This is a genomic window from Luedemannella flava (genome assembly GCF_039528515.1).
Taxonomy (GTDB): domain Bacteria; phylum Actinomycetota; class Actinomycetes; order Mycobacteriales; family Micromonosporaceae; genus Luedemannella; species Luedemannella flava.
Genome location: NZ_BAAALT010000100.1, coordinates 22,846 through 46,921 on the forward strand (window position 1 = coordinate 22,846; position 24,076 = coordinate 46,921).

The window sequence follows — 24,076 nt, forward strand, 5'->3', positions numbered from 1 at the left end:
GGTGCGAACCCACCGGCCGGCCCTACAGCGGCGGGACGCGCCTGGTCAGGGCGGTCACCCGGTTGCGCGGGCCGAAGACGGCGATCGCGAGGTAGTCGATGTCCTCGGCCGGGGTCCGCGACAGCTCGACGAGGTACTCCTCGTAGTCGCGGGACCGGCGGGCGACCTCGCTGAACGCGACCACGAGCAGGTCGGGGTTCGCGGTGGCCTTGGCGTGCAGCTCGCGTAGCTGCGCCCGGTCGGCGGTCACGACGGGCACCGGGTGGGTGTTGAGGCTGAGGTGCAGACCGCCGGAGGCGTCCTTGCCGTCCGCGCCGAGCAGCTCCGAGAGGCGTCCCCGGATGCTCAGACCCAGCACTCGGCGGCAGGTCCTTGTCGAGGACCGTAGAACGTGAGGAATTCTCACAAAACGAAGAACCCCGGACCTGAGAACTGGTCCGGGGTGGTGACTGGCTCCCCCGTTTGGACTCGAACCAAAAACCTGCCGGTTAACAGCCGGCTGCTCTGCCAATTGAGCTACGGGGGACCGTGCCTGAGGCCTCGACAAGAGTACACAACCGACCCGGGGTTCGCGCCAGGGGGTATCCCTCGCCGCGCCGCCAGCTACGACAGTAACCCTCACCTGGACAGATCTGGGACGAAACAGCCCGGGTACGGCAGGATGACGCATGAAACGGCCCCCACGCGGGCAGGATAGGGACACCGGGCAGCACGGCAGAGAGGGGAAAGACATGCGCGGCAAGCTTCTGTTCCTCGGCGGCTTGGCGGTCGGCTACGTGCTCGGCTCCAAGGCCGGGCGGCAGCGCTACGAGCAGATCGTGGCGAAGAGCCGACAGGTCTGGGAGAGCCCCACGGTGCAGGAGGCGGCCGGCGTCGTCCAGGCGCAGGCCACCAAACTGTACGACCAGGGCAAGCAGGTCGTGACCGACAAGCTGCACTCCTCAAAGAACGGGCGCACCCCCGCCCTGGCGAGCGACGCCGACCAGGAGGGTGCCTGGGACACCGCGAGCCGGCGGGCAGGGTTCACCGCCGACGCGTTCTGATCCCAGTCATGCACGTCAACTACGGGTGAGGGTCCGGCGCCGTCGGCCCCTCACCCGTGACGTACCGCAGCCCGCCGGCCAGATGCGCCAGGAACTCCGGCTCCGAGTACGCCTCGACCGTGTGCCCCAGCGCCGTGTAGAACATCCGGCCGCCGAGCCGCGAATGGCACCACGCGATGGGGTGCCCGTCGCCCATGCCGCCGCCGGCGTAGCTGCCCTCGTCCACGGTGAGCAGCACGGGCATGCCCGGGTGCCCCGCGAAGTCGTACCACTCGTCGACCCGTTCCCACCGCGCCGGCAGCCCGGCGGTGGCCGGGTGATCCGCTGAGACGACCGAGACGACCCCGCGCTGCACGTCCGGGTGCCCGACGAACTCGGTGCCGAGCAGCTCCCGGTAGAACGGCCAGTCCGGCTCCGCGAGGATCGCCGCGTGCACGCCGAGGAACCCGCCCCCGCCGGTGATGAACCCCGCCACCGCGTCGCGCCGGGCCGCGTCCAGCACCGGGCCCGTGGTCTGCAGAAAAACCACCGCCGAGTACGTCCGGAGAGCGGCGACCGTGAACACGGCCGGGTCCTCGGTCGCATCGACGGCGAACCCGGCCCCCGCCGCGACCCGGCGGAGCGCGTCGACGCCGGCCGGAATGGACTCGTGCCGGTAGCCGGTCGTCTTCGAGAACACGAGGATCCGACGGGTCGCCATGCCGCGACGCTAACGGATGTGTCGCGCGCCCCAACCGGGGTATGGGCCATTCATGAGCGAAGAACCGCAGCAGAGCCCGCCGGGCACCACGGCGGGGATGAACCGCAAGCCGGACCACGGCGAGGACTCCTACCGGGGGTCGGGCCGACTGGCCGGCAAGGCCACGGTCATCACGGGCGGCGACAGCGGCATCGGCCGCGCGACCGCGATCGCGTTCGCCCGCGAGGGCGCGGACGTGCTCATCTCGTACCTGAGCGAGCACGACGACGCCAAGGACACCGCCAGGCTGGTGGAGGAGGCCGGCCGCCGGGCGGTGCTCGTGCCGGGCGACCTGGCCGACCCGGGCCACTGCCGCGCGGTGGCGCACCGCGCGGTGGCGGAGTTCGGCCGGGTGGACGTGCTGGTCAACAACGCGGCGTACCAGATGACCCACGAGAAGGTCGAGGAGATCACGGACGAGGAGTGGCAGCACACCTTCGACGTGAACATCACCGCCATGTTCCGCCTGGTCCAGGCGGCGCTGCCGCACATGGGCGCGGGTGCCTCGATCATCAACACCACGTCGATCAACTACGACCAGCCGCGCCCGACGCTGCTGCCCTACGCGACGACGAAGGGCGCCATCGCGAACTTCACGGCCGGGCTGGCGCAACTGCTGGGCGACCGGGGCATCCGGGTGAACGCGGTCGCGCCGGGCCCGATCTGGACGCCGTTGATCCCGTCGACGATGCCGCCCGACCACGTCAAGGAGTTCGGTAGGAACACCCCCCTGGGTCGTCCCGGCGAACCCGCCGAGGTCGCACCCGTGTACGTCCTGCTCGCGTCCGACGAGGCGAGCTACATCTCCGGGGCGGTGGTCCCGGTGACGGGCGGCAAGCCGATCCTGTGACTCAGTCGGCCGGGACGTAGGCCGCCTCGGCGACCAGCTGGGCGGTCTGCAGCACCACGAGCGGGTCGTGGGTGTCGGTGCCGTCGTCGTAGCGGACGTGCCAGGTCACCCCGTCGACGCCCGGCACCCGCCGGCCCACGACCCGCACGCCGCCGCCGGAGGCGAGCGCGTGGTGGGTGGTCGACGCCACGGACCGGGTGACCCGGGTGTTGATCTGCGACGGGACGTCCCCCGGGTCGGTCAGCGACAGCGTGACGGGCGGCTGGTCGGCCATCACGCTGTAGCCGTCGCCGTGCTCGACGTAGGCGCCCGGGGTGATGGTCAGGCGCGGGTTGTCCCACGCCGCCTTGTGGATCTCGTGCCAGCCCAGCCGCGCCTCCTGGCCGGGCAGCCACAGGCCGAGGTTGGTGGTCACGACCGTGCCGTCGTCGGCCGTCGCGGCCCAGGCGACGACGCGCTCGTCGCGCTCCAGGGCCGGCCGGCGCTCGGCGGGCAGCTTCTTTGCGCGTCCCCACATGGCTACAGCCCTCCGACCGTCTGCTCGCGCAGGGCGCGCGCCTGCCCCTCCAGCGAGACCAGCTCGCCGAAGAGCCGCAGGTGATCGTCCTGGTTGGTGACCGGGTTGATGCGTTGCAGCTTCGACTTCAGGTCGGCGATGCGCCGGCTCACCGCGTGCAGCTGCAGGCGGGCCAGCGTGATCGTCACGTACCGGGGGTCGGGGTCGCCGTCGACCATGAGCGGCTGCACGGCCAGCTCCCCGACGAGCGCCTTGGCGCCCAGGTCGTCGCACGCGTCGCGGACGGCCTCGACCCAGTTCACGCCGCCGACCGCGGAGCTGGCGCCGCCGGCGGCGGCGACCGCGCCGCGCACGGCGACGTGCAGCGGGTGCAGGTAGATGTCGGCGTCGAGGGCGTCGAACGCCGGGCCGGCCAGCACCGGCTCCTGGATGGCGAGCTTGAGGGCCTCGCGCTCGACGAGGACGCGCGGGTCGTTGGCGTCGGGGGCGCTGCGCGGCGACGGCGCGACGGCGGTGCCCTGGCGGCCGGCCGCGTTCGCCACGGCCCGGGTGACCGGCTCGACGTCCATGCCGAGGTCGCCGGCGAGCTTGCGGGCGTACTCGGGACGCAGTGCCCTGTCTTTGATCTTCGCGACGAGCGGGGCCGCGACGCGCAGCGCGCCCACGCGGCCCTCGGCGGTGTCGAGGTCGAACCGGGCGAGCGTGGAGCGCAGCGCGAACGCGATGAGCGGCTCGCGGCGGGCGACGAGGTCGCGCACGGCGGCGTCGCCGTGGGCGAGCCGCAGCTCGCACGGGTCCATGCCGTCGGGGCTGACCGCGATGAACGTCTGCGCGACGAACTTCTGGTCGTCCTCGAACGCGCGCAGCGCGGCCTTCTGGCCGGCCGCGTCCCCGTCGAAGGTGAAGATGATCTCGCCGCCGTACGCGTCGGTGTCCATGAGCAGGCGGCGCAGGACGCTGATGTGGTCGCCGCCGAACGCGGTGCCGCAGGTGGCCACGGCGAGCGGCACGCCGGCCAGGTGGCAGGCCATCACGTCGGTGTACCCCTCGACGATGACCACGCGGCCCTGCTTGGCGATCTCGCGCTTGGCCTGGTCGACGCCGTAGAGGACGTGCGACTTCTTGTAGATCGCGGTCTCGGGGGTGTTCAGGTACTTCGGGCCGTCGTCGTCGTCGAACAGCTTGCGGGCGCCGAACCCGATGATGTCGCCGGCCAGGTCCCTGATCGGCCAGAGCAGCCGGCGGCGGAACCGGTCGATCGGGCCGGACCGGCCCTGCTTCGCCAGGCCCGCGTTGATCATCTCGTCGACCGAGAAGCCGCGGCGGCGCAGCTCGTGCGCGAGGGCGTCCCAGGAGTCGGGGGCGAACCCGCAGCCGTAGCGCTGGGCGGCCGCCCGGTCGAAGCCGCGCCGGGCGAGGAACTCGCGGGCCGGCCGGGCGCCCGGGGTGGCGAGCTGGGCGGCGTAGAACTCGGCGGCCGCCGCGTGCGCGACGACGAGCCGCCCCTTGTTGCCCTGCTGGGCGCGCACGGGCGCGGGGCCCGCCTCCACGTAGCGCAGCTGGACGCCGGCGCGGGCGGCCAGCCGCTCGACGGCCTCCACGAACGTCAGGTGCTCGTGGTCCATGACGAACTTGAGCGCGTCGCCGCCGGCCCCGCAGCCGTGGCAGTAGAAGACGTTGCGGGCGGCCGACACGTTGAACGACGGCGTCTTCTCGTCGTGGAACGGACAGATCCCCTTGAGGTTGCCGCCGCCCGCCGAGCGCAGCGTCACCGACTCGGAGATCACGTCGACGATCGAGGTCTTGTCGCGCACGAGCGCGATGTCCTCGTCGCGGATCTTGCCGGCCACTGCCACCTCCGTACGTGCCGGAGACCATCCTGCCCCACCGGTGGTCGCCGATCCCAGTTGTCCCCCGCCGAAGTCAGGCGAGGGTGAGGAAGAGCTTCTCCATCTTCTTCACGTCGACGCTGTCCGGGCCGTCGCCGTTGGCGACGCACTGGCGCAGTCCGGTCGCGACCACCGCGTACCCACCGCGGCTGAGCGCCTTGGTGACGGCCGCGAGCTGGGTGAGGACGGCCTCGCAGTCGGCGCCCTCCTCCATCATCCTGATGACGCTGCCCAGGTGTCCGTGCGCGCGCTTCATCCGCACGATGATCGCCTTCATCTCGTCGGGCGGCAGTTCCATGGGCTCTCTCCTTCGACGCGGATTGTGATCCTTTGCATCCTATCCCCCCGGGGGGATGTGCTAGCGTCGAACCATATCCCCCCGGGGGGATAAACGACTGAAGGGGGACGCCATGACCGAACACACCTCCACCCACGGCAGGACCGTCCTGCGCGAGCTGTCGCCGCTGCACCGGGAGCTGCGCCGCGCGATCCCCGACGTCTACCGGGGCTTCGGCGAGCTGCACCACGCCGCGTTCGCCCCGGGCGTCCTAGACACCCGAACCAAGGAGCTGATCGCGCTCGCCATCGGGGTGGCCGAGGGCTGCGACGGCTGCATCGCCTCGCACGCCCAGGCGGCGGCCCGCGCCGGCGCCACCCGCCAGGAGGCCGCCGAGGCGATCGGCGTGACGTTCCTGATGAAAGGCGGCCCGGCGACCATCTACGGCCCCCGCGCCTACGAGGCCTTCTGCGAGTTCGAAACGGCCGCCACCGCGGGCGAGCCCGCAGCCTGACCCACCCACCGCAACGCGCCAAACGCGGAAACCTACCGTTCCGGATAGTCACCCGAGAGGAAACGAAGATCATGTGTCGTGCCGTTCGCTGTCGCACCTGCGGCAGGACCACCTGGGCCGGGTGTGGCCAGCACGTCGACCAGGTGCGCGCGCAGGTCCCGGCGCAGGACTGGTGTGCCGGGCACGACGAGCCCGCCCGGGGATGGTTCGGGCGGCTGCTCGGGCGGCGCTGATCACAGCCGCCCCCTGCTGACGGCCCCGATCGACTAGCGTGCGGCCCATGACGGGGGCCGGTGACAACCTCATCTTTCCGAGACGGCGGCCACGACCGGGCCGGCTCCTGCGCGCGCTGGCGACCCTGGGGCTCGCGGCGGGCGCGCTGTCGGCCGTACCCACGGTGTGGGTCATGGGTGAGTCGGGCGGGCGTGTCCACCGCGTCGCGGACGCCCCCACCGCGGACGTCGCGATCGTGTTCGGTGCGCAGCTCGCCGCCGCGGACCACACGCCGTTGATCATGTTGGCGGAACGGCTGGACGCGGCCGTGGCGCTCGTGCGGGCCGGCAAGGTCAAGGTGCTGCTGCTGTCCGGGGACGGGCACGGCACGTCCGGCGACGAGCCGGCCGCGATGACGAAATACCTGGTCGACCGGGGTGTCGACCCGGCCCGGATCGTGACCGACCCGGCCGGGCTGGACAGCTACGACACGTGCGCCCGCGCCCGGCAGACCTACGGCGTCAGCCGCGCGCTGCTCATCTCGCAGGGCTTCCACCTGCCGCGCGCCATCGCGCTCTGCCGCCACCTGGGCGTGGACGCCGACGGTGTGGACGCGGGCCACTGCGCGACCTGCACGCTCAAGACCCGCGTCTGGAACCCCACCCGGGAGTACGCGGCCCGCGCGAAAGCCCTGCTGGACCTCCGCTCGGGCCGCGCCCCCGCGGTCGCGTCCCCGCCGACGCCCGCCGTCGCCACCGCGCTCGCCGGGCTGTAGCCGCGGATATCGGCCTTACGTGGGGAAACCTCGGCGCGAATTGCGCACGTAACTGGCCTTTCGCCGCCTCAGGTGGTCGCGACCACCCAGGGGGCCGGGTCGCCGTGGGCCAGGTCGGTGATGCCGAGGTCGTGCAGGGCGCCCAGGGCCAGCGTGCGGCGGTGGGCGGCGAAGGTGAGGACGTGGGCGATCATCCCGCCGTAGCTGAACACCTCCGGCGGGTCGCACCGGGTGTCGACGAAGGTCTCCGCGAGGCGGTTGTCGTCGCACAGCTCGCGCACGCTCGCCAGGTACGCCGGCCCGACCTCGGCGAGCCGGTCGCGCATGTGCGCCACGGACTCGGCGGCCTCGACGGACCAGTCGTAGTCGTGGTCGGCCATCCGGTTGTTCCACATGTCCAGCTGCCCGACCAGGCGGGACAGCAACCGTCGCAGCGTCGGATCGTCGTCGATGCCGTCGACGGAGATCTCGATCCGCTTGTCGAGCTGCTCGTCGGTCAGCGTGGCCGCGCGGGTCAGCAGCTCGCCGACCAGCCAGACGTGGTGCTCCACCATCTTCAGCAGCAGTTCCATGGGGCCTACCTTCGTGAGGGCCGGCAGCCCGAGGCTCGCCGGCGGGTGGAAGTGGACGCCGTTGGGCGCCGGCAGGCGCAGCGTGCGCGGAGCCTCCCGCCAGGCACTCGGCGTCACCCCGTACGCCCTGGTGAACGCGCGGGTGAAGGCCTCGTGCGAGGAGTAGCCGGCCTCGACCGCGATCTCCAGGATCGTGCGCCGGGTGTGCGCGAGCCGGTGCGCGGAGCGCTCCAGCAGGACGCGTCGACGCAGCGCGGCCGGCGGCTCGCCGGCCGCGGCCGCGACGACCCGGTCGAGGTGGTAGCGCGACAGGTGCATGCGCCGCGCCAGGTCGGCGCCCGTGGCGTCGTGGTCGTCGAGCGCGGCGGAGAGCACCGCCACAAAGGCGGCGAAGGTGTCCGTACGCTCGGTCATGCACCTATGGTGGGGCTGCCGATCCGCCCCCGGCTTGATCCGGTTTGCGGATTCCGGGCGCCGCGTCGCGGCGTACTCCGGAAGAAGGTGTTGATGGGTGATCGCGGCGAGCGCGGGTCAACGGGGACCCGCGATCACCCCCATGTCGCGTCTTCAACCATCTGCATCACACCAATGTAGGCGGCGGGCACCGCACCCTACCGGTGTCAACCAGCCCGTTTAACCCGCCGATCACCCAACGGATATCGGATGATCGGCGCCGGGTTCCGGCCGGCCGTCAGCGGGGAGCCACCAGGATGGTCGGCTCGTGCCGGACGGGGAAGTTGACTGAGTTCGCGATGAAGCACGCGTGGTGCGCGTCGTCGTGCAGCGCGAGCGCCTTCTCCACCACGTCGGCACTGGTCACGGTGACGCGCGGGGCCAGCACCGCCCCGGTGAACCGGCCGTTGTTGGCGCGGGTGACCATCGTGCCGCTCGCCTCGTCGACGTAGTCGGTCACGATGATGCCCGCGTCGGCGCAGAAGTGCAGGTACTGCAGCATGTGGCACTGTGAGAGGGAGGCGAGCAGGAGCTGTTCCGGGTTCCACCGGTCCCGGTCGCCCCGGAAGGTCGGGTCGGAGCTGCCCGGGATCGACGGCGGCCCGTCGGCGCTGATCACGTGGTCGCGACCGTAGTCGCGGTAACCGCTCGTGCCGCTGCCCCGGTCGCCCGTCCAGGTCACCACCGTCGTGTACGTGTGCGTGGCCATATGTCCGTCCCTAGATCGGCGTGCTGGTGGCGGTCATCGGGCCGCCCGCGTCGCCGGTGTTGACCGTCTCGCTGGGCTCGAAGAGCAGCAGTGTCGTCTCCACCGCGCTGACCGGCTGGTGGTGCGTGCCGCGCGGCACGACGTAGAGGTCACCGGGGCGGAGCGTCACATCGCCGTCGTCCATCCGGATGGTCAGCTCCCCGTCGATAACCAGGAAGAACTCGTCCGAATCGACGTGCTGGTGGCGGACGAACTCGCCCTGCACCTTGACCAGCCGGACGTCGTAGTCGTTGACCGTCGCCACCGTCCGCGGCGACCAGTACTCGGTGATCAGGCCCAACTTCTCCGCGATATTGATGCTCCCCATGCCAGCCATCCTGACATTGAACATCCGCCGCAGGTGACCGCGACGCGATGTGGGTTCAGGCAGGGAGATCGATTTACGCAAGATCTCCGTTTCGCGTGCCGGAGTGCGGCCGGGCTGCACTCTGGTACACGAGACGGCGATCTTCACGACAGGCCGGGGGTCATTTGCCGCTTATCGGGTCGCCGGAACTACGCGTCCGCACCGCATTCGGCGATCATGGACCGACCTGCGTCGACGACCGGCGATCGGACTGCACATCCGTACCGGAGATCGCGATCTCCAACCCGACGCGGGCCAACCACTTCGACAGGCGTCGCATCCGCACACGATAAACCCGGAGGCGCCCTGGCAGGGGGCGGCATAGGGTCGTGGGGTGTCGCAGCGTGAACTTGTCGTCCTCGGGACCGCCAGCCAGGCGCCCACCCGTACCCGCAACCACAACGGGTACCTGCTGCGCTGGGACGGCGAGGGGATCCTGTTCGACCCGGGCGAGGGCACCCAGCGCCAGCTGACGCACGCCGACGTGGCCGCCTCCGCGATCACCCGGATCTGCCTCACGCACTTCCACGGCGACCACTGCCTGGGCGTACCCGGGGTGTTGCAGCGCCTCGCCAAAGACAAGATCACACATCCGGTGTACGCGCACTATCCCGCCTCGGGCGCGGAGTACTTCGAGCGGTTGCGCCACGCGGCGCCGTTCCACGACACGAACGACCTGCGGGAGGTGCCGGTCACCGGCGACGGCCAGATCGCCAAGGGGGCGGACTGGACGCTGTCCGTGCGGCACCTCGACCACCGGGTGGACGCGGTCGGCTACCGGCTCGTGGAGGCGGACGGCCGGCGGATGCTGCCCGACCGGCTAGCGGCGGCCGGCGTGACCGGCCCGGCGATCGGGGCACTGCAGCGCGCCGGAAGCCTCACCATCGACGGCCGGACTGTCACTCTCGACGAGGTCAGCGAACCGCGGCCGGGGCAGCGGTTCGCGTTCGTCATGGACACCCGCCTCTGCGACGCGGTCTACGACCTGGCCGAGGGCGTCGACCTGCTGGTGATCGAGTCGACGTACCTCGACGAGGACGCCGAGCTGGCGCAGACGTACGCCCACCTCACGGCCGCGCAGGCGGCCCGGGTGGCGGCGAAGTGCGGCGTGCGGCGGCTCGTGCTGACGCACTTCTCGGCCCGGTACACCGACCCGGCCGCGTTCCACGCGGAGGCCGCCCGGCACTTCGACGGCGACATCGTGGTGGCCGACGATCTCGCCCGGGTACCGGTGCCGTCCCGCCGCTGACCCCCGAAGGCCCGTCGCGGACGCGCCGCCGGTTCAAGGACAATCGATCTCCCACCGGTGAGACCGCCCGGGAGGTCCGCGTTGCCGACGTCGCTCGCCGCCCCGCCCGCCCCGCACGCCTCCCCAGGCCTGATCATCACCACCGCGCTGATCGCGTTGTCCCTCGTCTTCGTCGCGTGGGCGGTGACGGGCTATGCCTCGACCATCGCTCACGAGGGCGGGCACGCGCTGACCGCCTCGGCGTTCGGCGCGACCGTGCTCGAACTGGTCATCAACCGGGACACCAGTGGTCACACCAGGGTTCTCGGGGCCGGGCCGGGGGCCTCGGTCGCCATCGGCCTGGCGGGCTACCTCGGTCCGTCCGCGTTCGGACTGGCCGGCGCGGCCCTGCTGAGCGGCGACAGGGCCCGGGCCGTGCTGTGGCTGAGCCTGTTCTTCCTCGCCTGCGCCCTGCTCGTATCGCGGGGCTGGGTCAGCCGGGTCAGCGTGCTCGCTCTCGGCGGGGCCTTCGTGCTGGTCCTGCGCGCACACAGCCCCAACCTCGAAGCGTGGTTCGCGTACACCTGGATCTGGTTCCTGCTCATCAGTGGCGTGCGCGACACCCTGGGGCTGGCCAGGATCCGCAGCCGGGGGCCGGACCGCGCCACGGACGCCTATCACCTGCGCCAGCTGACCTACGTTCCCGCGTCGGTGTTCACCGGGCTCTTCGTGGTCCTGTCGCTCGCTGCCGCGATCTTCGGCGCGGTCGTCCTGCTAGGTGGTCACCGAGGGGCGTGACCGGCGGCGGCGGGTATCATCGACAGTCGGGCCGAGAGGCGCTGCAACGGGCGACATGCCCGCCACGCTCGGCCCGGATCCACCGCAGCAAGGGCGCCTCCGACATTCTCGGAGGTGCTCGACGTGACTGGATCATCAACGCGCGACGATGTGGCGGCCACGCTGCGGCGGCTGATGGCCGAGCGGGTCCTCGTGCTCGACGGCGCGTGGGGCACCATGCTGCAGGCCGCGGGCCTGACCCAGGCGGACTACCAGGGCGACGTCGTCGCCGGTCACGAGCGCGACGTCACCGGCGACCCGGACCTGCTCAACCTGACCCGGCCGGATCTGATCCTGGACGTGCACCGGCGGTATCTGACCGCCGGCGCGGACATCACCACCACCAACACGTTCACCGCGACGTCCATCGGGCAGGCCGACTACGGCCTGGAGCACCTGGTCCGCGACATGAACGTGCAGGGCGCGCGGCTGGCCCGGCAGGCCGCCGACGAGATCGGCGGGAAGTTCGTGGCCGGCTCGGTCGGCCCGCTCAACGTGACTCTGTCGCTGTCGCCCCGTGTCGACGACCCGGCGTACCGGGCGGTGACGTTCGACCAGGTCAAGGCGACGTACGCGGAGCAGATCGCGGCCCTGGCCGAGGGCGGCGTGGACCTGCTCCTGATCGAGACGATCTTCGACACGCTCAACCTGAAGGCGGCCGTCGCGGCGGCCCGCGAGGTCGCCCCGCAGCTGCCGCTGTGGATCTCCGTCACGATCGTGGACCTGTCCGGGCGGACGCTGTCCGGGCAGACCGTCGAGGCGTTCTGGCGCTCGGTCGAGCACGCCGAGCCGCTGATGGTGGGCGTGAACTGCGCGCTCGGCGCCGCCGAGGCCCGCCCGCACGTGGCGGATCTGGCCCGCCTGGCCCCCACCTACGTCGCCGCGCACCCGAACGCGGGCCTGCCCAACGCCTTCGGCGGATACGACCAGACGCCCGAGGAGATGGCCGCGCTCATCGCCGAGTTCGCCGAGGCGGGGCTGGTCAACGTGGTCGGCGGCTGCTGCGGCACCACACCGGAACATATCGCCCAAATCGCCGCAGCGGTTAAGGACGCCGCACCCCGCAAAATCCCCAGTCCGGAGCGGACCACCCGGTTCAGCGGCCTGGAGCCGTTCGCGATCGGCCCCGACACCGGCTTCGTGATGATCGGCGAGCGGACCAACGTCACCGGTTCGGCCCGGTTCCGGCGACTCATCGAGGCCGACGACTACACCGGCGCCGTGGACGTGGCGCTGGAGCAGGTGCGCGGCGGGGCCAACCTGCTCGACGTGAACATGGACGCCGACCTGCTCGACAGCGAGACGGCGATGACCACGTTCCTCAACCTGATCGCGACCGAGCCCGAGGTGGCCCGCATCCCGGTCATGGTCGACAGTTCGAAGTGGAGCGTGCTGGAGGCCGGCCTGCGCTGCGTGCAGGGCAAGGGCGTGGTCAACTCGATCAGCCTCAAGGAGGGCGAGGAGCCCTTCCTCGCCCAGGCCCGCAAGGTGCGCGACTACGGCGCCGGTGTCGTGGTCATGGCGTTCGACGAGCAGGGCCAGGCGGACACCACCGAGCGCAAGGTGGAGATCTGCGGCCGGGCCTACGACCTGCTGACGCAGAAGGCGGGCTTCCCGGCCGAGGACATCATCTTCGACCCGAACGTGCTGGCGGTCGCCACGGGCATCGCCGAGCACAACGGGTACGCCAAGGCGTTCATCGACGCGCTCCCGCTGATCAAGGAGCGCTGCCCGGGGGCCCGGACGAGCGGCGGCATCTCCAACCTGTCCTTCGCCTTCCGGGGCAACGACGTGGTCCGCGAGGCGATGCACTCGGCGTTCCTGTTCCACGCGGTGCGCGCCGGCCTGGACATGGGCATCGTCAACGCCGGCCAGCTCGCCGTCTACGAGGACATCCCGGCCGACCTGCTGACCCTCGTCGAGGACGTGCTGTTCGACCGGCACCCCGACGCCACCGACGCGCTGGTGACGTTCGCGTCGACGGTCAAGGGCGAGGGCACGAAGCGCGCCGTCGACCTGTCCTGGCGCGAGGCCCCCGTGGCGCAGCGGCTGTCGCACGCGCTCGTGCACGGCATCGTCGACTTCGTCGAGGAGGACACCGAGGAGGCGCGCCAACTGCTCCCCCGGCCCCTCGACGTCATCGAGGGCCCGCTCATGGACGGCATGAAGGTCGTCGGCGACCTGTTCGGCTCCGGGAAGATGTTCCTGCCGCAGGTGGTCAAGAGCGCCCGGGTGATGAAGCGGTCCGTGGCCTACCTCGAGCCGTACATGGAGAAGGAGAAGAGCGGCGGCGGTCGCGGGCAGGGCAAGGTTGTGCTCGCCACCGTGAAGGGCGACGTGCACGACATCGGCAAGAACATCGTCGGCGTGGTGCTCGGCTGCAACAACTACGAGGTCATCGACCTCGGCGTGATGGTGCCCGCCGCGAGGATCCTGGAGACGGCCGTGGCGGAGGGCGCCGACGCGGTCGGCCTGTCCGGGCTGATCACCCCGTCGCTGGACGAGATGGTGGCCGTGGGCGCGGAGATGAGCCGGCGCGGCATCACGCTGCCGCTGCTCATCGGCGGGGCGACGACGTCCAAGCAGCACACGGCGGTGCGCATCGCCCCGGCGTACGCCGGGACGACCGTGCACGTCCTCGACGCGTCGCGCGTGGTGGGCGTGGTGTCGGACCTGCTCGACCCCGACCGGGCCGCGAAGCTGGACACCGACAACCGGGCCGAGCAGGAGCGGCTGCGCGAGCAGCACGCCAACCGGCACGCCCAACCGCTGCTCACGCTCGACCAGGCGCGGGCCAACCGCGAGAACGTCGACTTCGCGGACCTGCCGACGCCGGCGTTCACGGGGCTGCGGCAGGTCGAGCCGGACCTCAGAGAGCTCCGCGAGATGGTCGACTGGCAGTTCCTGTTCCTCGCGTGGGAGCTCAAGGGCAAGTACCCGGCGATCCTCGACAACCCGGTGGCCCGCGAGCTGTTCGACGACGCGAACGCGCTGCTGGACAAGATCATTGCCGAGGGCGCGTTCCAGGCCCGGGGTGTGTACGGCTTCTGGCCGGCCCACGCCGAGGGCGACGACATCGTCCTGCGCGACGGACCGCGGTTCCCCATGCTGCGCCAGCAGACGGCCAAGCCGGACGGCCGGGCCAACCGCTGCCTCGCCGACTACATCGCGCCGGAAGGCGACCACCTCGGCGGCTTCGCGGTCGCGATCCACGGCGCCGACACCCTCGCGGCCCGCTACGAGGCCGAGCACGACGACTACCGCGCCATCATGGTCAAGGCCCTGGCCGACCGGCTCGCCGAGGCCTTCGCCGAGTGGACCCACCTGCGCGCCCGCCGCGACTGGTTCGAGCCCGACGCCCAGCCGGCGCTGGAGGACCTGCACGCCGAGCGGTTCCGGGGCATCCGCCCCGCGCTGGGCTACCCGGCGTGCCCCGACCACAGCTGCAAGCGCGACCTGTTCGCGCTGCTCGGGGCCGACGCGCTCGGTATCGGCCTCACCGAGTCGTACGCGATGACGCCCGCGGCCGCCGTCAGCGGCCTGATCTTCGCCAACCCCGCCTCCCGGTACTTCACCGTGGGCCGGCTCGGCCGCGATCAGATCGAGGAGTACGCCGTCCGGCGCGGCACCGGGGTCGACGAGGTGGAGCGCTGGCTGCGCCCCAACCTCGCCTACGACCCGCAGTAGATCGGGTTCCAGCCGTCCGACCCGGTCGCGGATGTGCGCGCCCAGCGTGCTCTGCCGGAACAGCACCTGACCGCGCGCGTTCACGTCGCCGCTCGGGTGCCACGGAAAGCCCATTCCGGCGACCGTACGCGGAGATTTTCACAACTGTCAATGCGTGTAGGACGCACAGGAAATCGTTGTTACCGATTTTCCAGGTGTTGTAGTTACCGTGAAGTGGTGAGCTCGCCCCCCAGGCTCGGCAGGACGGCGATCGACGCGCGGATCACGCCGCCCACCGACGCCGCGGTCGACGCGGGCACGCGGCCGGCGCGCCCGTCACGGACCACTCTTGTCGCGGCGGGCGCGCTCGCCATCGGCGTACTCATCGCGGCTGTCTGCTACCGGTGGGGAGCCGCCGGCGCGCCGCGGGCAGCGCCCACCCCCGCGCCCAGCGCCGGCGCCTCCGCCGCGCCCACCACCGCCGACATCTACGCGGCCGTCGCGCCGTCGGTGGTCTCCATCGACGCCAACCGCGGCACCGGCAGGGCCGTGGAGGCCAGCGGCACGGGCGTGGTGGCCAACGCCGACGGCACCGTCATCACCGCCCGGCACGTCGTGGCGGGCGCGAAGACCATCACCATCACCTTCGCCGACGGGACGCGCTCCCCCGCGACGATCCTCGCGGAGGACCCGAAGACCGACATCGCGTTGCTCGCCCCGACGACGTTCCCGCAGGTGCTCGTGCCGGCCGTGCTCGGCGGCCGGCTCGCCGTGGGCGATCCGGTGATCGCCATCGGCGACCAGCTCGGGCTGACCCGCACCACGACGACCGGCGTGGTCTCCGGCCTCGACCGCGCCACGACCGCCCCCGACGGCGGCGGCCGCATCGGCGGGCTCATCCAGTTCGACGCGGCCGTCAACCACGGCAGCTCCGGCGGGCCGCTGCTCAGCGCGACCGGCGAGGTCGTCGGCATCGTCGTGGCGCTGGCCAACCCCACCGACGCCGGCACGTTCATCGGCGTCGGCTTCGCCGTGCCCATCGGCGCGGCGCTCTCCGCCGGCGGCGGTGGGCGCGCCCCCCAACAGTGAAAAGGACGAGCATGACGCAGAACCCGATGGAGCAGGTCCTCTACGAGGTCAAGAAGACCATCGTGGGGCAGGACGCGCTGTTGGAACGGATGCTCGTCGCGCTGCTGTCGGGCGGGCACATCCTCGTCGAGGGCGTGCCCGGACTCGCCAAGACGCTGGCCGTGAAGTCGCTCGCCGGCGCCATCGGGGGGCAGTTCAACCGGGTGCAGTTCACGCCCGACCTGGTCCCGGCCGACATCGTGGGCACCCGCGTCTACCACCAGCGCACCGGCGAGTTCGAGGTGTCCCTCGGCCCGGTGTTCACCAACCTGCTGCTCGCCGACGAGATCAACCGGGCGCCCGCGAAGGTGCAGAGCGCGCTGCTCGAGGTCATGCAGGAGCACCAGGTGACCATCGGTCGCGAGACCCACCAGGTGCCCCGGCCGTTCCTGGTCATGGCGACCCAGAACCCGATCGAGACCGAGGGCACGTACCCGCTGCCCGAGGCGCAGGTCGACCGCTTCATGATGAAGGTTCTCGTGGACTATCCGAGCGCCACCGAGGAGTTCGTCATCGTCGAGCGGGCGATCACCGCCACCGCGGCCACGCAGGCGATCGTCAACCTCGAGCAGCTCGCCGACATGCAAGCTCGCGCGCGCCAGGTGTATGTGGACCCCGCGCTGATCGAGTACTCCGTGCGCCTCGCCGGGGCCACCCGGCGGCCCGCCGACGTGGGGCTCGGCGAGCTGGCGCGGTACATCACCTTCGGCGCCAGCCCGCGCGCGTCCATCAACCTGGTGCTCGCCGCCCGGGCGCTCGCGTTCGTGCGGGGGCGCGACTACACGATCCCGCAGGACCTCACCGACCTGGCGTTGGACGTGCTGCGGCACCGGATCGTGCTCTCCTACGAGGCGCTGTCCGACGACATCACCGCCGACGCGGTGCTCACCTGGGTGCTCGGCGCGCTGCCCGCGCCCGAGGCACCCGTCCGCGATCGGCCCGTCGCCCGGTGACCGCCACCCCCGACCGCCTGCTGCGGCGCCTCGAATGGCAGGTCGTCCGTCGGCTCGACGGGCGGCTGCAGGGCGCCTACCGCACGGCGTTCCGGGGGGCCGGCGTCGACTTCGCCGACCTGCGGGAGTACGAGCCGTCCGACGACGTACGCCACATCGACTGGAACGTGACCGCCCGCCTCGACGAGCCGTACGTGCGCCAGTACACCGAGGACCGGGAGCTGACCGCCTGGCTCGTGCTCGACCGGTCCGCCTCGATGCGGCTCGGCGCCGGCAAGGACGCGTTCGGAACCGAGCTGGCCGTGTGCCTGGGCCGGCTCTTCGCGCGCGGTGGCAACCGCGTCGGCGCGATCCTCTACGACAACGGGTTCCAGCGGGTCGTCCCGGCCCGGACCGGGCGCACCCACATTCTGCGCCTGGCCCACGAGCTGATCCGCGAGCCGGCCACCGACGGGCGCACCACCGACCTGGCCGGCATGCTGCGGCTCGCCGCCACCACCGCGCGCCGGCGCGGCCTGGTGTTCGTGCTGTCCGACTTCATCGGCGACATCGACTGGGAGCCCGCGCTGAGCCAGTTGGGCCAGCGCCACGAGGTGGTCGTCCTGCGGCTCGTCCACCCGCTGGAGCTGGACCTGCCCGACCTCGGGCTGATCCTGGTCGAGGACGCCGAGACCGGCGAGCAGCTCCTCGTCGACACCAACGACCCGCTGTTCCGGCAGCGGCTGAGCGACGAGGTCGCCGCGCGCGAGGAGGCGCTCACCGCCGCGATGCGCCGCGCCGGGGTCACCCACCACCGCGTCGCCACCGACCAGGACCTGGTCCAGACGCTGGTCGACCTGGTCCGCTTCTCCCACCGGAGGCGGGCGTGAGCTTTCAGAACCCGGCGATGATCGGTGTGGCCGCAGCGGTCTGTCTGGCTCTGCTCGCCGGCTACCGGTGGCTGCACCGGCAGCGGGCGCGGGCGTTGGCCGGGCTGGGCGCCTCGGCCGTGGCGCGCGGCGCGTGGCGGCGGCACGTGCCGCCGCTGCTGTTCATCACCGCGCTGACGTTGCTGCTGCTCGGCGTGGCCCGCCCCGAGGCGACCGTCTCGCTCCCCCGGCCGTCCGGCACCGTGATCCTGGCGTTCGACGTGTCGAACAGCATGACCGCCACCGACGCCGCGCCGACCCGGCTGGCCGCCGCGCAGTCCGCGGCGGCCGGGTTCGTGCGGGCGCAGCCCGACACGGTCGATATCGGCGTCGTCGCCTTCGGCCAGGGGGCGCTCGCCACCCTGCGGCCGACCGGCGACCATGACGAGGCGCTCGCGGCCATCGCCCGGCTACGGACGGCCGGCGGCACCTCACTCGGCCAGGCGATCCTCGGCGGGCTGGCCGCGATCGTGGGGAAGACCGTCGCCCTGCCCGAGGCGAACGCGGCGCCGCCCGACCTCGGCTACTGGAGCTCGGCCACGATCGTGGTGCTCTCCGACGGGGAGGACACCGGCGGGCCTGACGCGCTGGCCGCGGCCGACCTGGCCGCCAACGCGGGCGTGCACATCCACACCATCGGCGTCGGCACCGTCGCCGGCGCGACCATCGAGGTCGACGGCTTCCAGGTGGCCACCGCCCTCGACGAGGGCCTGCTCACCCAGATCGCGCAGACCACCACCGGCACCTACCACCGGGCCGGGGACGGGAGCTCCCTCGACGAGATCTACCAATCGATCACACTGCGGATCACCGCCAAGCCCGAGCTCATGGAGCTCACCGGCGCGGCGGTCGGGGCGGCGATCCTGCTGCTCACGATCGGTGGACTACTGATGATCAGCCAGTACGGACGGATCCTGTAGATGTCGCTGACCTGGCCCTGGGCCCTCACCGCGCTGCTGGCCTTCCCGCTGCTGCTGGGCTACCGCTGGTGGACCCGGCGACGCCGGCGCCGGCAGGCCGTACGCCTGTCGAGCGTCGCCCTGGTCCGGGCCGCCCTGCCCGGGCGTACGGCGTGGCGGCGGCGCATTCCGCTGTGGCTGTTCGCCATCGGGCTCGTGGTGCTCGGCACCGGGGCGGCCCGACCGCAGGCGTCGGTGCTCGTCCCGTCGAACTCGTCGTCGATCCTGCTCGCCATCGACGTGTCCGCGTCCATGTGCTCCACGGACATCCCGCCGAACCGGCTCACCGCCGCCCAGGAGGCGGCCCGCGACTTCATCGACGCCCAGCCGAAGGGCGCCCGGATCGGGATCGTCGCCTTCTCCGGCATCGCGGCGCTGCTGGTCGCCCCGACCAACGACAAGGACGCCCTGCGCGCGGCGATCGACGGCCTGCGTACGGCCCGGGGCACCGCCATCGGCCTCGGCATCCTCTCCGCGATCGACGCGATCGCCGAGATCAACCCGGACGTCGCGGCCACCGGCGTGGACCTCCCGCCGGGCGCAGCCGGCGCCGGCGGCGAGTACGAGCCCGACACGATCGTCGTGCTCACCGACGGCGCGAACACCCAGGGTGTCGACCCGGAGACGGCCGCCGAGCAGGCCGCCGCCCGCCACCTGCGGGTCTACACGATCGGCTTCGGCACCACGAACCCCGCCCCGGCCGTGTGCACCCCTGACCAGATCGGCGGCGACGCGGCCTTCGGCGGCCCGCCCGGCCAGGGCCGCGGCTTCGGCGGCGGGGGCGGTGTGGGCAACCGTAACCGCGAACTCGACGAGGACGCGCTCACCCAGGTCGCCACCATCACGGGCGGCGAGTACTTCCAGGCAAAGGACGCCGACGAGCTCACCGAGGTCCTGATCGACCTCCCCAGCTCCATCACCCTCCAACGCGAGGACCTGGAACTGACCTCCTGGTTCGCCCTGACCGGCGCCCTCCTGCTCCTCACGGCGCTGACCCTGGCCCACTGGTGGACCCGCCCCACCCTCGTCAGGCCTCGTCCGAGCTAGCGCTCCCCATTTCATCGACGATCTCCGCAAGAAGGAAGTGCACCTTCGGTTCGACGGGGCGCCCGCGATAGACAGTCCCCCAACACCCTTCCGAGCCCGACCTAACCTGCACGTTGGGAGCCGCTGAAAGGGTGCGGCCCCCCGAACGCCCCGTCTAGGGTGACGGTCGGGCGTGGTAGGCCGCCTGCCGCTCGATGGGCGCCGCGGCGAAGTCGCCGTGGCCGTTGATGACCTCGCCGACCCCGACCGACAGGCCCCGGGCCACCCCGAAGCCCTTGAGCACCGCGCCGCGCTCGTCAACGTCGGGCCACGTGTGCTCGCGGCCGGCCGCGAGGGTCACGGACTGCGCGGCGATCTGACCCAGCACCTGGCACCCGGAGCCGAGGGAGCTCCGTCCCACGATCTCCGGCCCGTTGAGCAGCCGGGTCCCGTCGCCGACCACGATCCGCGCGCCGACCTGGTTGGCCTTGAGCTGGACGCCGCCCGGGCCGAGCTGGTTGCCGTCGCCGATCTCGATGACGCCCCCGTCGACGGCGAGCAGCAGCGTCTGCGGCCACAGCGTGTTGCCCTCGCCGATCGCGCACCCGCTGCGCTCATCGCATCGGACGACGACGTTCGGGTAGAGCACGGTGCCGGCGCCGAGCCGCACGCCTTCGGAGATCAGCGTCGAGTACGGGTCGAGCACCACGACCCCGTGGCGACCCAGCCGGAGCAGGTCGAACACACCTTGATAGCCCTGCGACCGCCGGATGGCGTCGATGTCGTTGACGAGCATGGTCAGCCGGTCAGGTCCGCCAGCGCGACGGCCGGGTCCGCGAGCCTGTCGAGATCGACGCTCCGGCCCGCGTAGCCGGCGCGGACGAGTCTCTGGATGTCGTCCTGGACGTCCCAGACGTTGACGTTCATGCCGGCGAGCACCCGGCGCTCCCGCGTCCAGAACGCCAGGAACTCCCGCCCCGCCACGTCGCCACGGAACACCACCCGGTCGTAGCCGTCCGGCTCCACGTACCCCGCGTACTCCATGCCGAGGTCGTACTGGTCGGAGAAGAAGTACGGCAGGCGGTCGTAGACGACGTCGCGGCCGAGCATGGCGCGGGCGGCGGCCGGCCCGCCGTTGCGGGCGTTCGCCCAGTGTTCGACGCGGATCCGCTTGCCCAGCAACGGGTTCAGTGACGAGGCGACGTCGCCGGCGGCGTAGATGTCGGGGTCGGAGGTGCGCATGGACGCGTCGGTGACGATGCCGTCGTCGACGAGCAGGCCGGCGGCCGAGGCGAGTTCCACGTTGGGCGCGATGCCGACGCCGATGACCGCCACGTCGGCGGGGATCTCGAGGTTGTCGTCGAGCACGAGGTGGGTGAGCCGGCCGCTGAGCCCACCGAACTCGCGCACGGTGGAGTCGCGCAGCACGCGCACGCCGTGCGACTCGTGCAGCGCCTGGAAGATCTCGCCGACCTCGGCGCCGAGCACCCGGGCCAGCGGCGGCGCCGCCTCCCGCTCGATGAGGGTCACGGTGCAGCCGTGACCGATGGCCGCCGCGGCGGTCTCCAGGCCGATCCAGCCGCCGCCGACGACGACCACGTTGGCCCCGGGTCGGAAGGCGGCGCGCAGCGCGTCGGCATCGGCGAGGGTCCGCAGGTAGCGCAGGCCGAGGTTGTCGGAGCCGGGCAGGTCGAGCACGCGGGGCCGCGAGCCGGTGGCGAGCAGCAGCTTGTCGTAGCCGATCCGGTCGACGCGGTCGACGGTGACGGTGTGCGCATGCGGGTCGAGCGCCGTGACGGGCAGGCCGAGGATGAGGTCGACGTCGTGCTCGCGGTACCACCCCGGCTCGTGGACGAAGGCCTTGTCGCGCTCCTGCGACCCCTGCAGGTAGCCCTTGGACAGGGGTGGGCGCTCGTACGGCCGCTCGGTCTCCGCCCCGATCAGAGTGATCCTGCCGGCGAATCCCTCGGCGCGCAGGGTCTCGACGGCCTTGGCGCCGGCCAGCGACGCCCCGACTACAACGAACTCCGCCATGCCCGTCACCGTAACCGCTCAAACCAGACAATCGCCGCAGGATCGGTCAGCGACGCGACCTGGTCGATGACGACCCGCAGCCGGGCGGCGTCGTCGGGGGCGGCGCGCCACAGGGGCGCGAACACGGGGTCGAGCTCGGCGGGACCCCGCTGCACGAGCGCGGCCACGAGGGTGCGCAGGATCTCCTGCTCGCGGGCATACCGCGCGCCCGCGCCGGGCCGGCGCATCACGTACCGCAGGGCGATGCCCTTGAGCAGCGCGCACCGGGCCCTCGCGGCGCGGGGCACCACGAGATCGGCCGCGTAGCGGCGCAGCGGCCCGTCCCCGGACCGCTCCCGGGTGGCGGCGATGGCCTCGGCCACGAACCGTCCGATGAGGAGGCTCGCCGCCCGCTTGAGCGCGATCTGGCTGGCGTGGCCGCCGTCGAAGTCGGCCACCGCGGCCACCGCCGGGTCCGCGAGAAGATCATCGAGTACGCCCGACAGCTCGTCGGGCGTCTCGTCCGAGTACGCCTCGGCGACGTCCTTGCACAGCGCGGCCCGCTCGTCGGCGTCGCGCAGCAGCGTCTCCAGCCGCACGAACCCGAGGTGGAACCCGTCCTCGACGTCGTGCACCGAGTACGCCACGTCGTCGGCCCAGTCCATGACCTGCGCCTCCAGGCACCGCCGGGTGGGCGTGTCGGCGGGCGTGCCCGCGCGCAGGAACGCGAAGACGGGCGCGTCGTCGGCGTAGTAGCCGAACTTGCGGGTGTCGTCGCGCCGGGGCCAGGGGTACTTGCAGGACGCGTCGAGGCTGGCCCGGGTGAGGTTGAGCCCCGCGGAGGCGCCGTCGGGCCCGACCACCTTGGCCTCCAGCCGGGACAGGACGCGCAGCGTCTGCGCGTTGCCCTCGAACCCGCCGCACCGCTCGGCGGCGGCGTTGAGCGCGTCCTCGCCGTTGTGCCCGAACGGCGGGTGGCCGAGGTCGTGGGCGAGGCCGGCGACGTCGACCACGTCGGGGTCGCAGCCGAGCCGCTCGCCCATCTCGCGGGCGATCTGCGCGACCTCCAGGGAGTGGGTGAGCCGGGTGCGCAGGAACCCGTCGCCGCCCCCGACCCGGCTGCCGTGCACCTGGGTCTTGGTGGCGAGCCGGCGGAACGCGGCCGAGTGCAGCACCCGGGCCCGGTCCCGGTTGTACGCGCCCCGGACCGTGTCGGCGGCGACCGTCGTCGGGTCCTTGGGTGGCTCGGCGACATACCGCTCGGCGTCCGGGTCGACGGTCACGACGGCGCTGCCTCCTCGTCGGTGATCTCCGGGTCGGCCACGTCCATCTCCCGGATGACGGGCGAGAGCAGCACCTTGATGACGGCGGCGACGGGAATGGCCATGAGCGCGCCCAGGAGACCGAGGACGGCCGCGCCGGTGAGCCCGGCCAGGATCACCGCGACCGCCGGCAGGTCGACCGCGTTGCGCATCACGCGCGGGGCGATCAGGTAGTTCTCCACCTGCTGGTAGATCACGAAGAAGATCGCCACCGCGACGCCGTGCGGCCAGAAGTCGGTGAGGATGACGGTGAACCCGACGGTGATCACGGCGCCGAGCGTCGCCCCGATCATGGGGATGAGGTCCGCGATGGCGACGACGACCGCCAGCGGCAGCGCGAACGGCACCCTGGCGATGGACAGCATGGCGAACGTGGCGATGCCCGCGACCAGCGAGATCAGCAGATTGCCGATCATGTACGCGCCGACCTTGTCGACCACCACGTCCGTGGCGCGGCGCACGAGGGGCCGCTGCCCGGCGGGGAACAGCCGGGCCACCCCGCGCCGCAGTCGGGGCAGGTCGGCGAGGAAGTAGATGGACAGCACGATCACGAGCAGGCTCGTGAAGACCGCGCCGAAGAAGCCCCGGATGAACCCGACCACCCCGCCGCCGATCTTGCCGGGCACCGTGGCCGCGAAGTCCGTCAGCCGCTCGGTGAGCCCGTACCGGTCGGAAAGCTCCCGGTACGCCTTCGACCGGGCCGACAGCTCGCTGATGTACTGCGGGAAGTCGTGGATCAGGTTGTTGCCCTGCCGGATCAGCGGCGGCCAGATGGCCGCGACAAGGCCGATCACCACCGCCAACGCGATCGTGAAGATCAACGCCACGGCCAGGCCCCGGCGCACCCGGTGGTGGACCAGCCAGCGCACGGGCGGGTCCAGGCTGACCGCCACGAACAGCGCGATGAGCACGAGGATCAGCACCGACCGCACCGTGTAGACCGCCATCGCCGCCACCGCGACGGTCAGCAGGCCGAGCCCGGCCGCGACGGCCCACCGGTACACCGTGCGCAGACTGACGGGGTCCGGCGGCCGGACCGGGCGGGCCGGCGGCGCGGGTTCGGCGGGTTCGGTCATCGC

General features: G+C 72.1%; 24 protein-coding genes, 1 tRNA gene and 1 riboswitch. Of the genes, 12 read left to right on the top strand and 13 right to left on the bottom strand.

Annotated features, from left to right (window positions below; all coding sequences use genetic code 11):
- Window positions 1-22 precede the first annotated feature (22 nt).
- Together ABD211_RS17515 and ABD211_RS17520 are read right to left on the bottom strand one after the other, a co-directional pair.
- Window positions 23-358: a DUF2000 domain-containing protein gene (locus ABD211_RS17515; protein WP_344132560.1), complete on the bottom strand. Its 336-nt coding sequence runs from the start codon at window positions 356-358 to the stop codon at window positions 23-25.
- Between the two features lie 92 nt (window positions 359-450).
- Window positions 451-526 (bottom strand) — tRNA-Asn (locus tag ABD211_RS17520).
- A 205-nt stretch (window positions 527-731) separates the two neighbouring features.
- Between ABD211_RS17520 and ABD211_RS17525 the strand changes: the two genes are divergently transcribed.
- A complete protein-coding gene (locus ABD211_RS17525; protein ID WP_344132562.1) occupies window positions 732-1,043 on the top strand; it encodes a hypothetical protein in 312 nt (103 codons plus the stop codon).
- Window positions 1,044-1,062: 19 nt separating this feature from the next.
- Here ABD211_RS17525 and ABD211_RS17530 read toward each other — a convergent pair whose 3' ends face one another.
- On the bottom strand, window positions 1,063-1,743 hold the full coding sequence (locus ABD211_RS17530) for a ThuA domain-containing protein (RefSeq protein WP_344132565.1): 681 nt from the start codon (window positions 1,741-1,743) through the stop codon (window positions 1,063-1,065).
- A 52-nt stretch (window positions 1,744-1,795) separates the two neighbouring features.
- Between ABD211_RS17530 and ABD211_RS17535 the strand changes: the two genes are divergently transcribed.
- Window positions 1,796-2,632: an SDR family oxidoreductase gene (locus tag ABD211_RS17535; RefSeq protein WP_344132568.1), complete on the top strand. Its 837-nt coding sequence runs from the start codon at window positions 1,796-1,798 to the stop codon at window positions 2,630-2,632.
- A 1-nt stretch (window position 2,633) separates the two neighbouring features.
- On the opposite strand, the gene ABD211_RS17540 is transcribed toward ABD211_RS17535, so the two are convergent.
- The 3 genes from ABD211_RS17540 to ABD211_RS17550 form a co-directional block, all read right to left on the bottom strand.
- A complete protein-coding gene (locus ABD211_RS17540) occupies window positions 2,634-3,149 on the bottom strand; it encodes a hypothetical protein (protein WP_344132571.1) in 516 nt (171 codons plus the stop codon).
- Window positions 3,150-3,151: 2 nt separating this feature from the next.
- Window positions 3,152-4,999, bottom strand: a complete 1,848-nt coding sequence (gene dnaG, locus ABD211_RS17545) for a DNA primase (protein ID WP_344132574.1) — start codon at window positions 4,997-4,999, stop codon at window positions 3,152-3,154.
- A 73-nt stretch (window positions 5,000-5,072) separates the two neighbouring features.
- Window positions 5,073-5,336, bottom strand: a complete 264-nt coding sequence (locus ABD211_RS17550; RefSeq protein WP_344132577.1) for a metal-sensitive transcriptional regulator — start codon at window positions 5,334-5,336, stop codon at window positions 5,073-5,075.
- Between the two features lie 112 nt (window positions 5,337-5,448).
- Here ABD211_RS17550 and ABD211_RS17555 point away from each other — a divergent pair, with 112 nt between their 5' ends.
- Together ABD211_RS17555 and ABD211_RS17560 are read left to right on the top strand one after the other, a co-directional pair.
- Entirely contained in the window at window positions 5,449-5,829 is a 381-nt protein-coding gene (locus ABD211_RS17555; protein ID WP_344132580.1) for a carboxymuconolactone decarboxylase family protein, read from the top strand.
- 280 nt (window positions 5,830-6,109) lie between these two features.
- Window positions 6,110-6,817 (top strand): SanA/YdcF family protein, encoded by a 708-nt coding sequence (locus tag ABD211_RS17560; protein WP_344132583.1) that lies wholly within the window; start codon window positions 6,110-6,112, stop codon window positions 6,815-6,817.
- 68 nt (window positions 6,818-6,885) lie between these two features.
- Here ABD211_RS17560 and ABD211_RS17565 read toward each other — a convergent pair whose 3' ends face one another.
- The 3 genes from ABD211_RS17565 to ABD211_RS17575 all read right to left on the bottom strand — a co-directional run bounded on the left by ABD211_RS17565 (window position 6,886) and on the right by ABD211_RS17575 (window position 8,918).
- Window positions 6,886-7,803, bottom strand: coding sequence for a helix-turn-helix domain-containing protein (locus ABD211_RS17565; RefSeq protein WP_344132586.1), 918 nt, complete (start codon window positions 7,801-7,803; stop codon window positions 6,886-6,888).
- Window positions 7,804-8,080: 277 nt separating this feature from the next.
- Window positions 8,081-8,551, bottom strand: coding sequence for an OsmC family protein (locus tag ABD211_RS17570; protein ID WP_344132589.1), 471 nt, complete (start codon window positions 8,549-8,551; stop codon window positions 8,081-8,083).
- Between the two features lie 10 nt (window positions 8,552-8,561).
- Window positions 8,562-8,918 (bottom strand): cupin domain-containing protein, encoded by a 357-nt coding sequence (locus ABD211_RS17575; RefSeq protein ID WP_344132592.1) that lies wholly within the window; start codon window positions 8,916-8,918, stop codon window positions 8,562-8,564.
- 373 nt (window positions 8,919-9,291) lie between these two features.
- Between ABD211_RS17575 and ABD211_RS17580 the strand changes: the two genes are divergently transcribed.
- The 8 genes from ABD211_RS17580 (at window position 9,292) to ABD211_RS17615 (ending at window position 19,683) form a co-directional block, all read left to right on the top strand.
- Window positions 9,292-10,206, top strand: coding sequence for a ribonuclease Z (locus tag ABD211_RS17580; protein WP_344132595.1), 915 nt, complete (start codon window positions 9,292-9,294; stop codon window positions 10,204-10,206).
- A gap of 81 nt (window positions 10,207-10,287) precedes the next feature.
- The gene (locus tag ABD211_RS17585; RefSeq protein ID WP_344132598.1) at window positions 10,288-10,983 is read left to right on the top strand and encodes a M50 family metallopeptidase; all 696 of its coding nucleotides are present in this window, start codon (window positions 10,288-10,290) and stop codon (window positions 10,981-10,983) included.
- 27 nt (window positions 10,984-11,010) lie between these two features.
- Window positions 11,011-11,089: riboswitch (S-adenosyl-L-homocysteine riboswitch) on the top strand.
- A 68-nt stretch (window positions 11,090-11,157) separates the two neighbouring features.
- Window positions 11,158-14,709: a methionine synthase gene (metH, locus tag ABD211_RS17590; RefSeq protein ID WP_344132652.1), complete on the top strand. Its 3,552-nt coding sequence runs from the start codon at window positions 11,158-11,160 to the stop codon at window positions 14,707-14,709.
- A 216-nt stretch (window positions 14,710-14,925) separates the two neighbouring features.
- Window positions 14,926-15,777, top strand: coding sequence for a S1C family serine protease (locus tag ABD211_RS17595; RefSeq protein ID WP_344132601.1), 852 nt, complete (start codon window positions 14,926-14,928; stop codon window positions 15,775-15,777).
- A gap of 11 nt (window positions 15,778-15,788) precedes the next feature.
- A complete protein-coding gene (locus tag ABD211_RS17600) occupies window positions 15,789-16,769 on the top strand; it encodes an AAA family ATPase (protein WP_344132604.1) in 981 nt (326 codons plus the stop codon).
- Window positions 16,766-17,638 (top strand): DUF58 domain-containing protein, encoded by an 873-nt coding sequence (locus tag ABD211_RS17605; protein ID WP_344132607.1) that lies wholly within the window; start codon window positions 16,766-16,768, stop codon window positions 17,636-17,638. Before ABD211_RS17600 ends, ABD211_RS17605 begins: the two co-directional genes overlap by 4 nt.
- The gene (locus ABD211_RS17610; RefSeq protein ID WP_344132610.1) at window positions 17,635-18,597 is read left to right on the top strand and encodes a VWA domain-containing protein; all 963 of its coding nucleotides are present in this window, start codon (window positions 17,635-17,637) and stop codon (window positions 18,595-18,597) included. Before ABD211_RS17605 ends, ABD211_RS17610 begins: the two co-directional genes overlap by 4 nt.
- Window positions 18,598-19,683 (top strand): VWA domain-containing protein, encoded by a 1,086-nt coding sequence (locus tag ABD211_RS17615; protein WP_344132613.1) that lies wholly within the window; start codon window positions 18,598-18,600, stop codon window positions 19,681-19,683. It abuts the gene before it with no gap.
- Window positions 19,684-19,837: 154 nt separating this feature from the next.
- On the opposite strand, the gene ABD211_RS17620 is transcribed toward ABD211_RS17615, so the two are convergent.
- The 4 genes from ABD211_RS17620 to ABD211_RS17635 are packed head-to-tail and all read right to left on the bottom strand — an operon-like array spanning window position 19,838 to window position 24,073.
- Window positions 19,838-20,458 (bottom strand): hypothetical protein, encoded by a 621-nt coding sequence (locus ABD211_RS17620; RefSeq protein WP_344132616.1) that lies wholly within the window; start codon window positions 20,456-20,458, stop codon window positions 19,838-19,840.
- A 2-nt stretch (window positions 20,459-20,460) separates the two neighbouring features.
- A complete protein-coding gene (locus tag ABD211_RS17625; RefSeq protein WP_344132619.1) occupies window positions 20,461-21,696 on the bottom strand; it encodes an NAD(P)/FAD-dependent oxidoreductase in 1,236 nt (411 codons plus the stop codon).
- A 5-nt stretch (window positions 21,697-21,701) separates the two neighbouring features.
- Complete coding sequence (locus tag ABD211_RS17630) at window positions 21,702-22,958, bottom strand: deoxyguanosinetriphosphate triphosphohydrolase (protein WP_344132622.1); 1,257 nt, start codon at window positions 22,956-22,958, stop codon at window positions 21,702-21,704.
- The gene (locus ABD211_RS17635) at window positions 22,955-24,073 is read right to left on the bottom strand and encodes an AI-2E family transporter (protein ID WP_344132625.1); all 1,119 of its coding nucleotides are present in this window, start codon (window positions 24,071-24,073) and stop codon (window positions 22,955-22,957) included. Before ABD211_RS17635 ends, ABD211_RS17630 begins: the two co-directional genes overlap by 4 nt.
- Window positions 24,074-24,076: the final 3 nt, after the last annotated feature.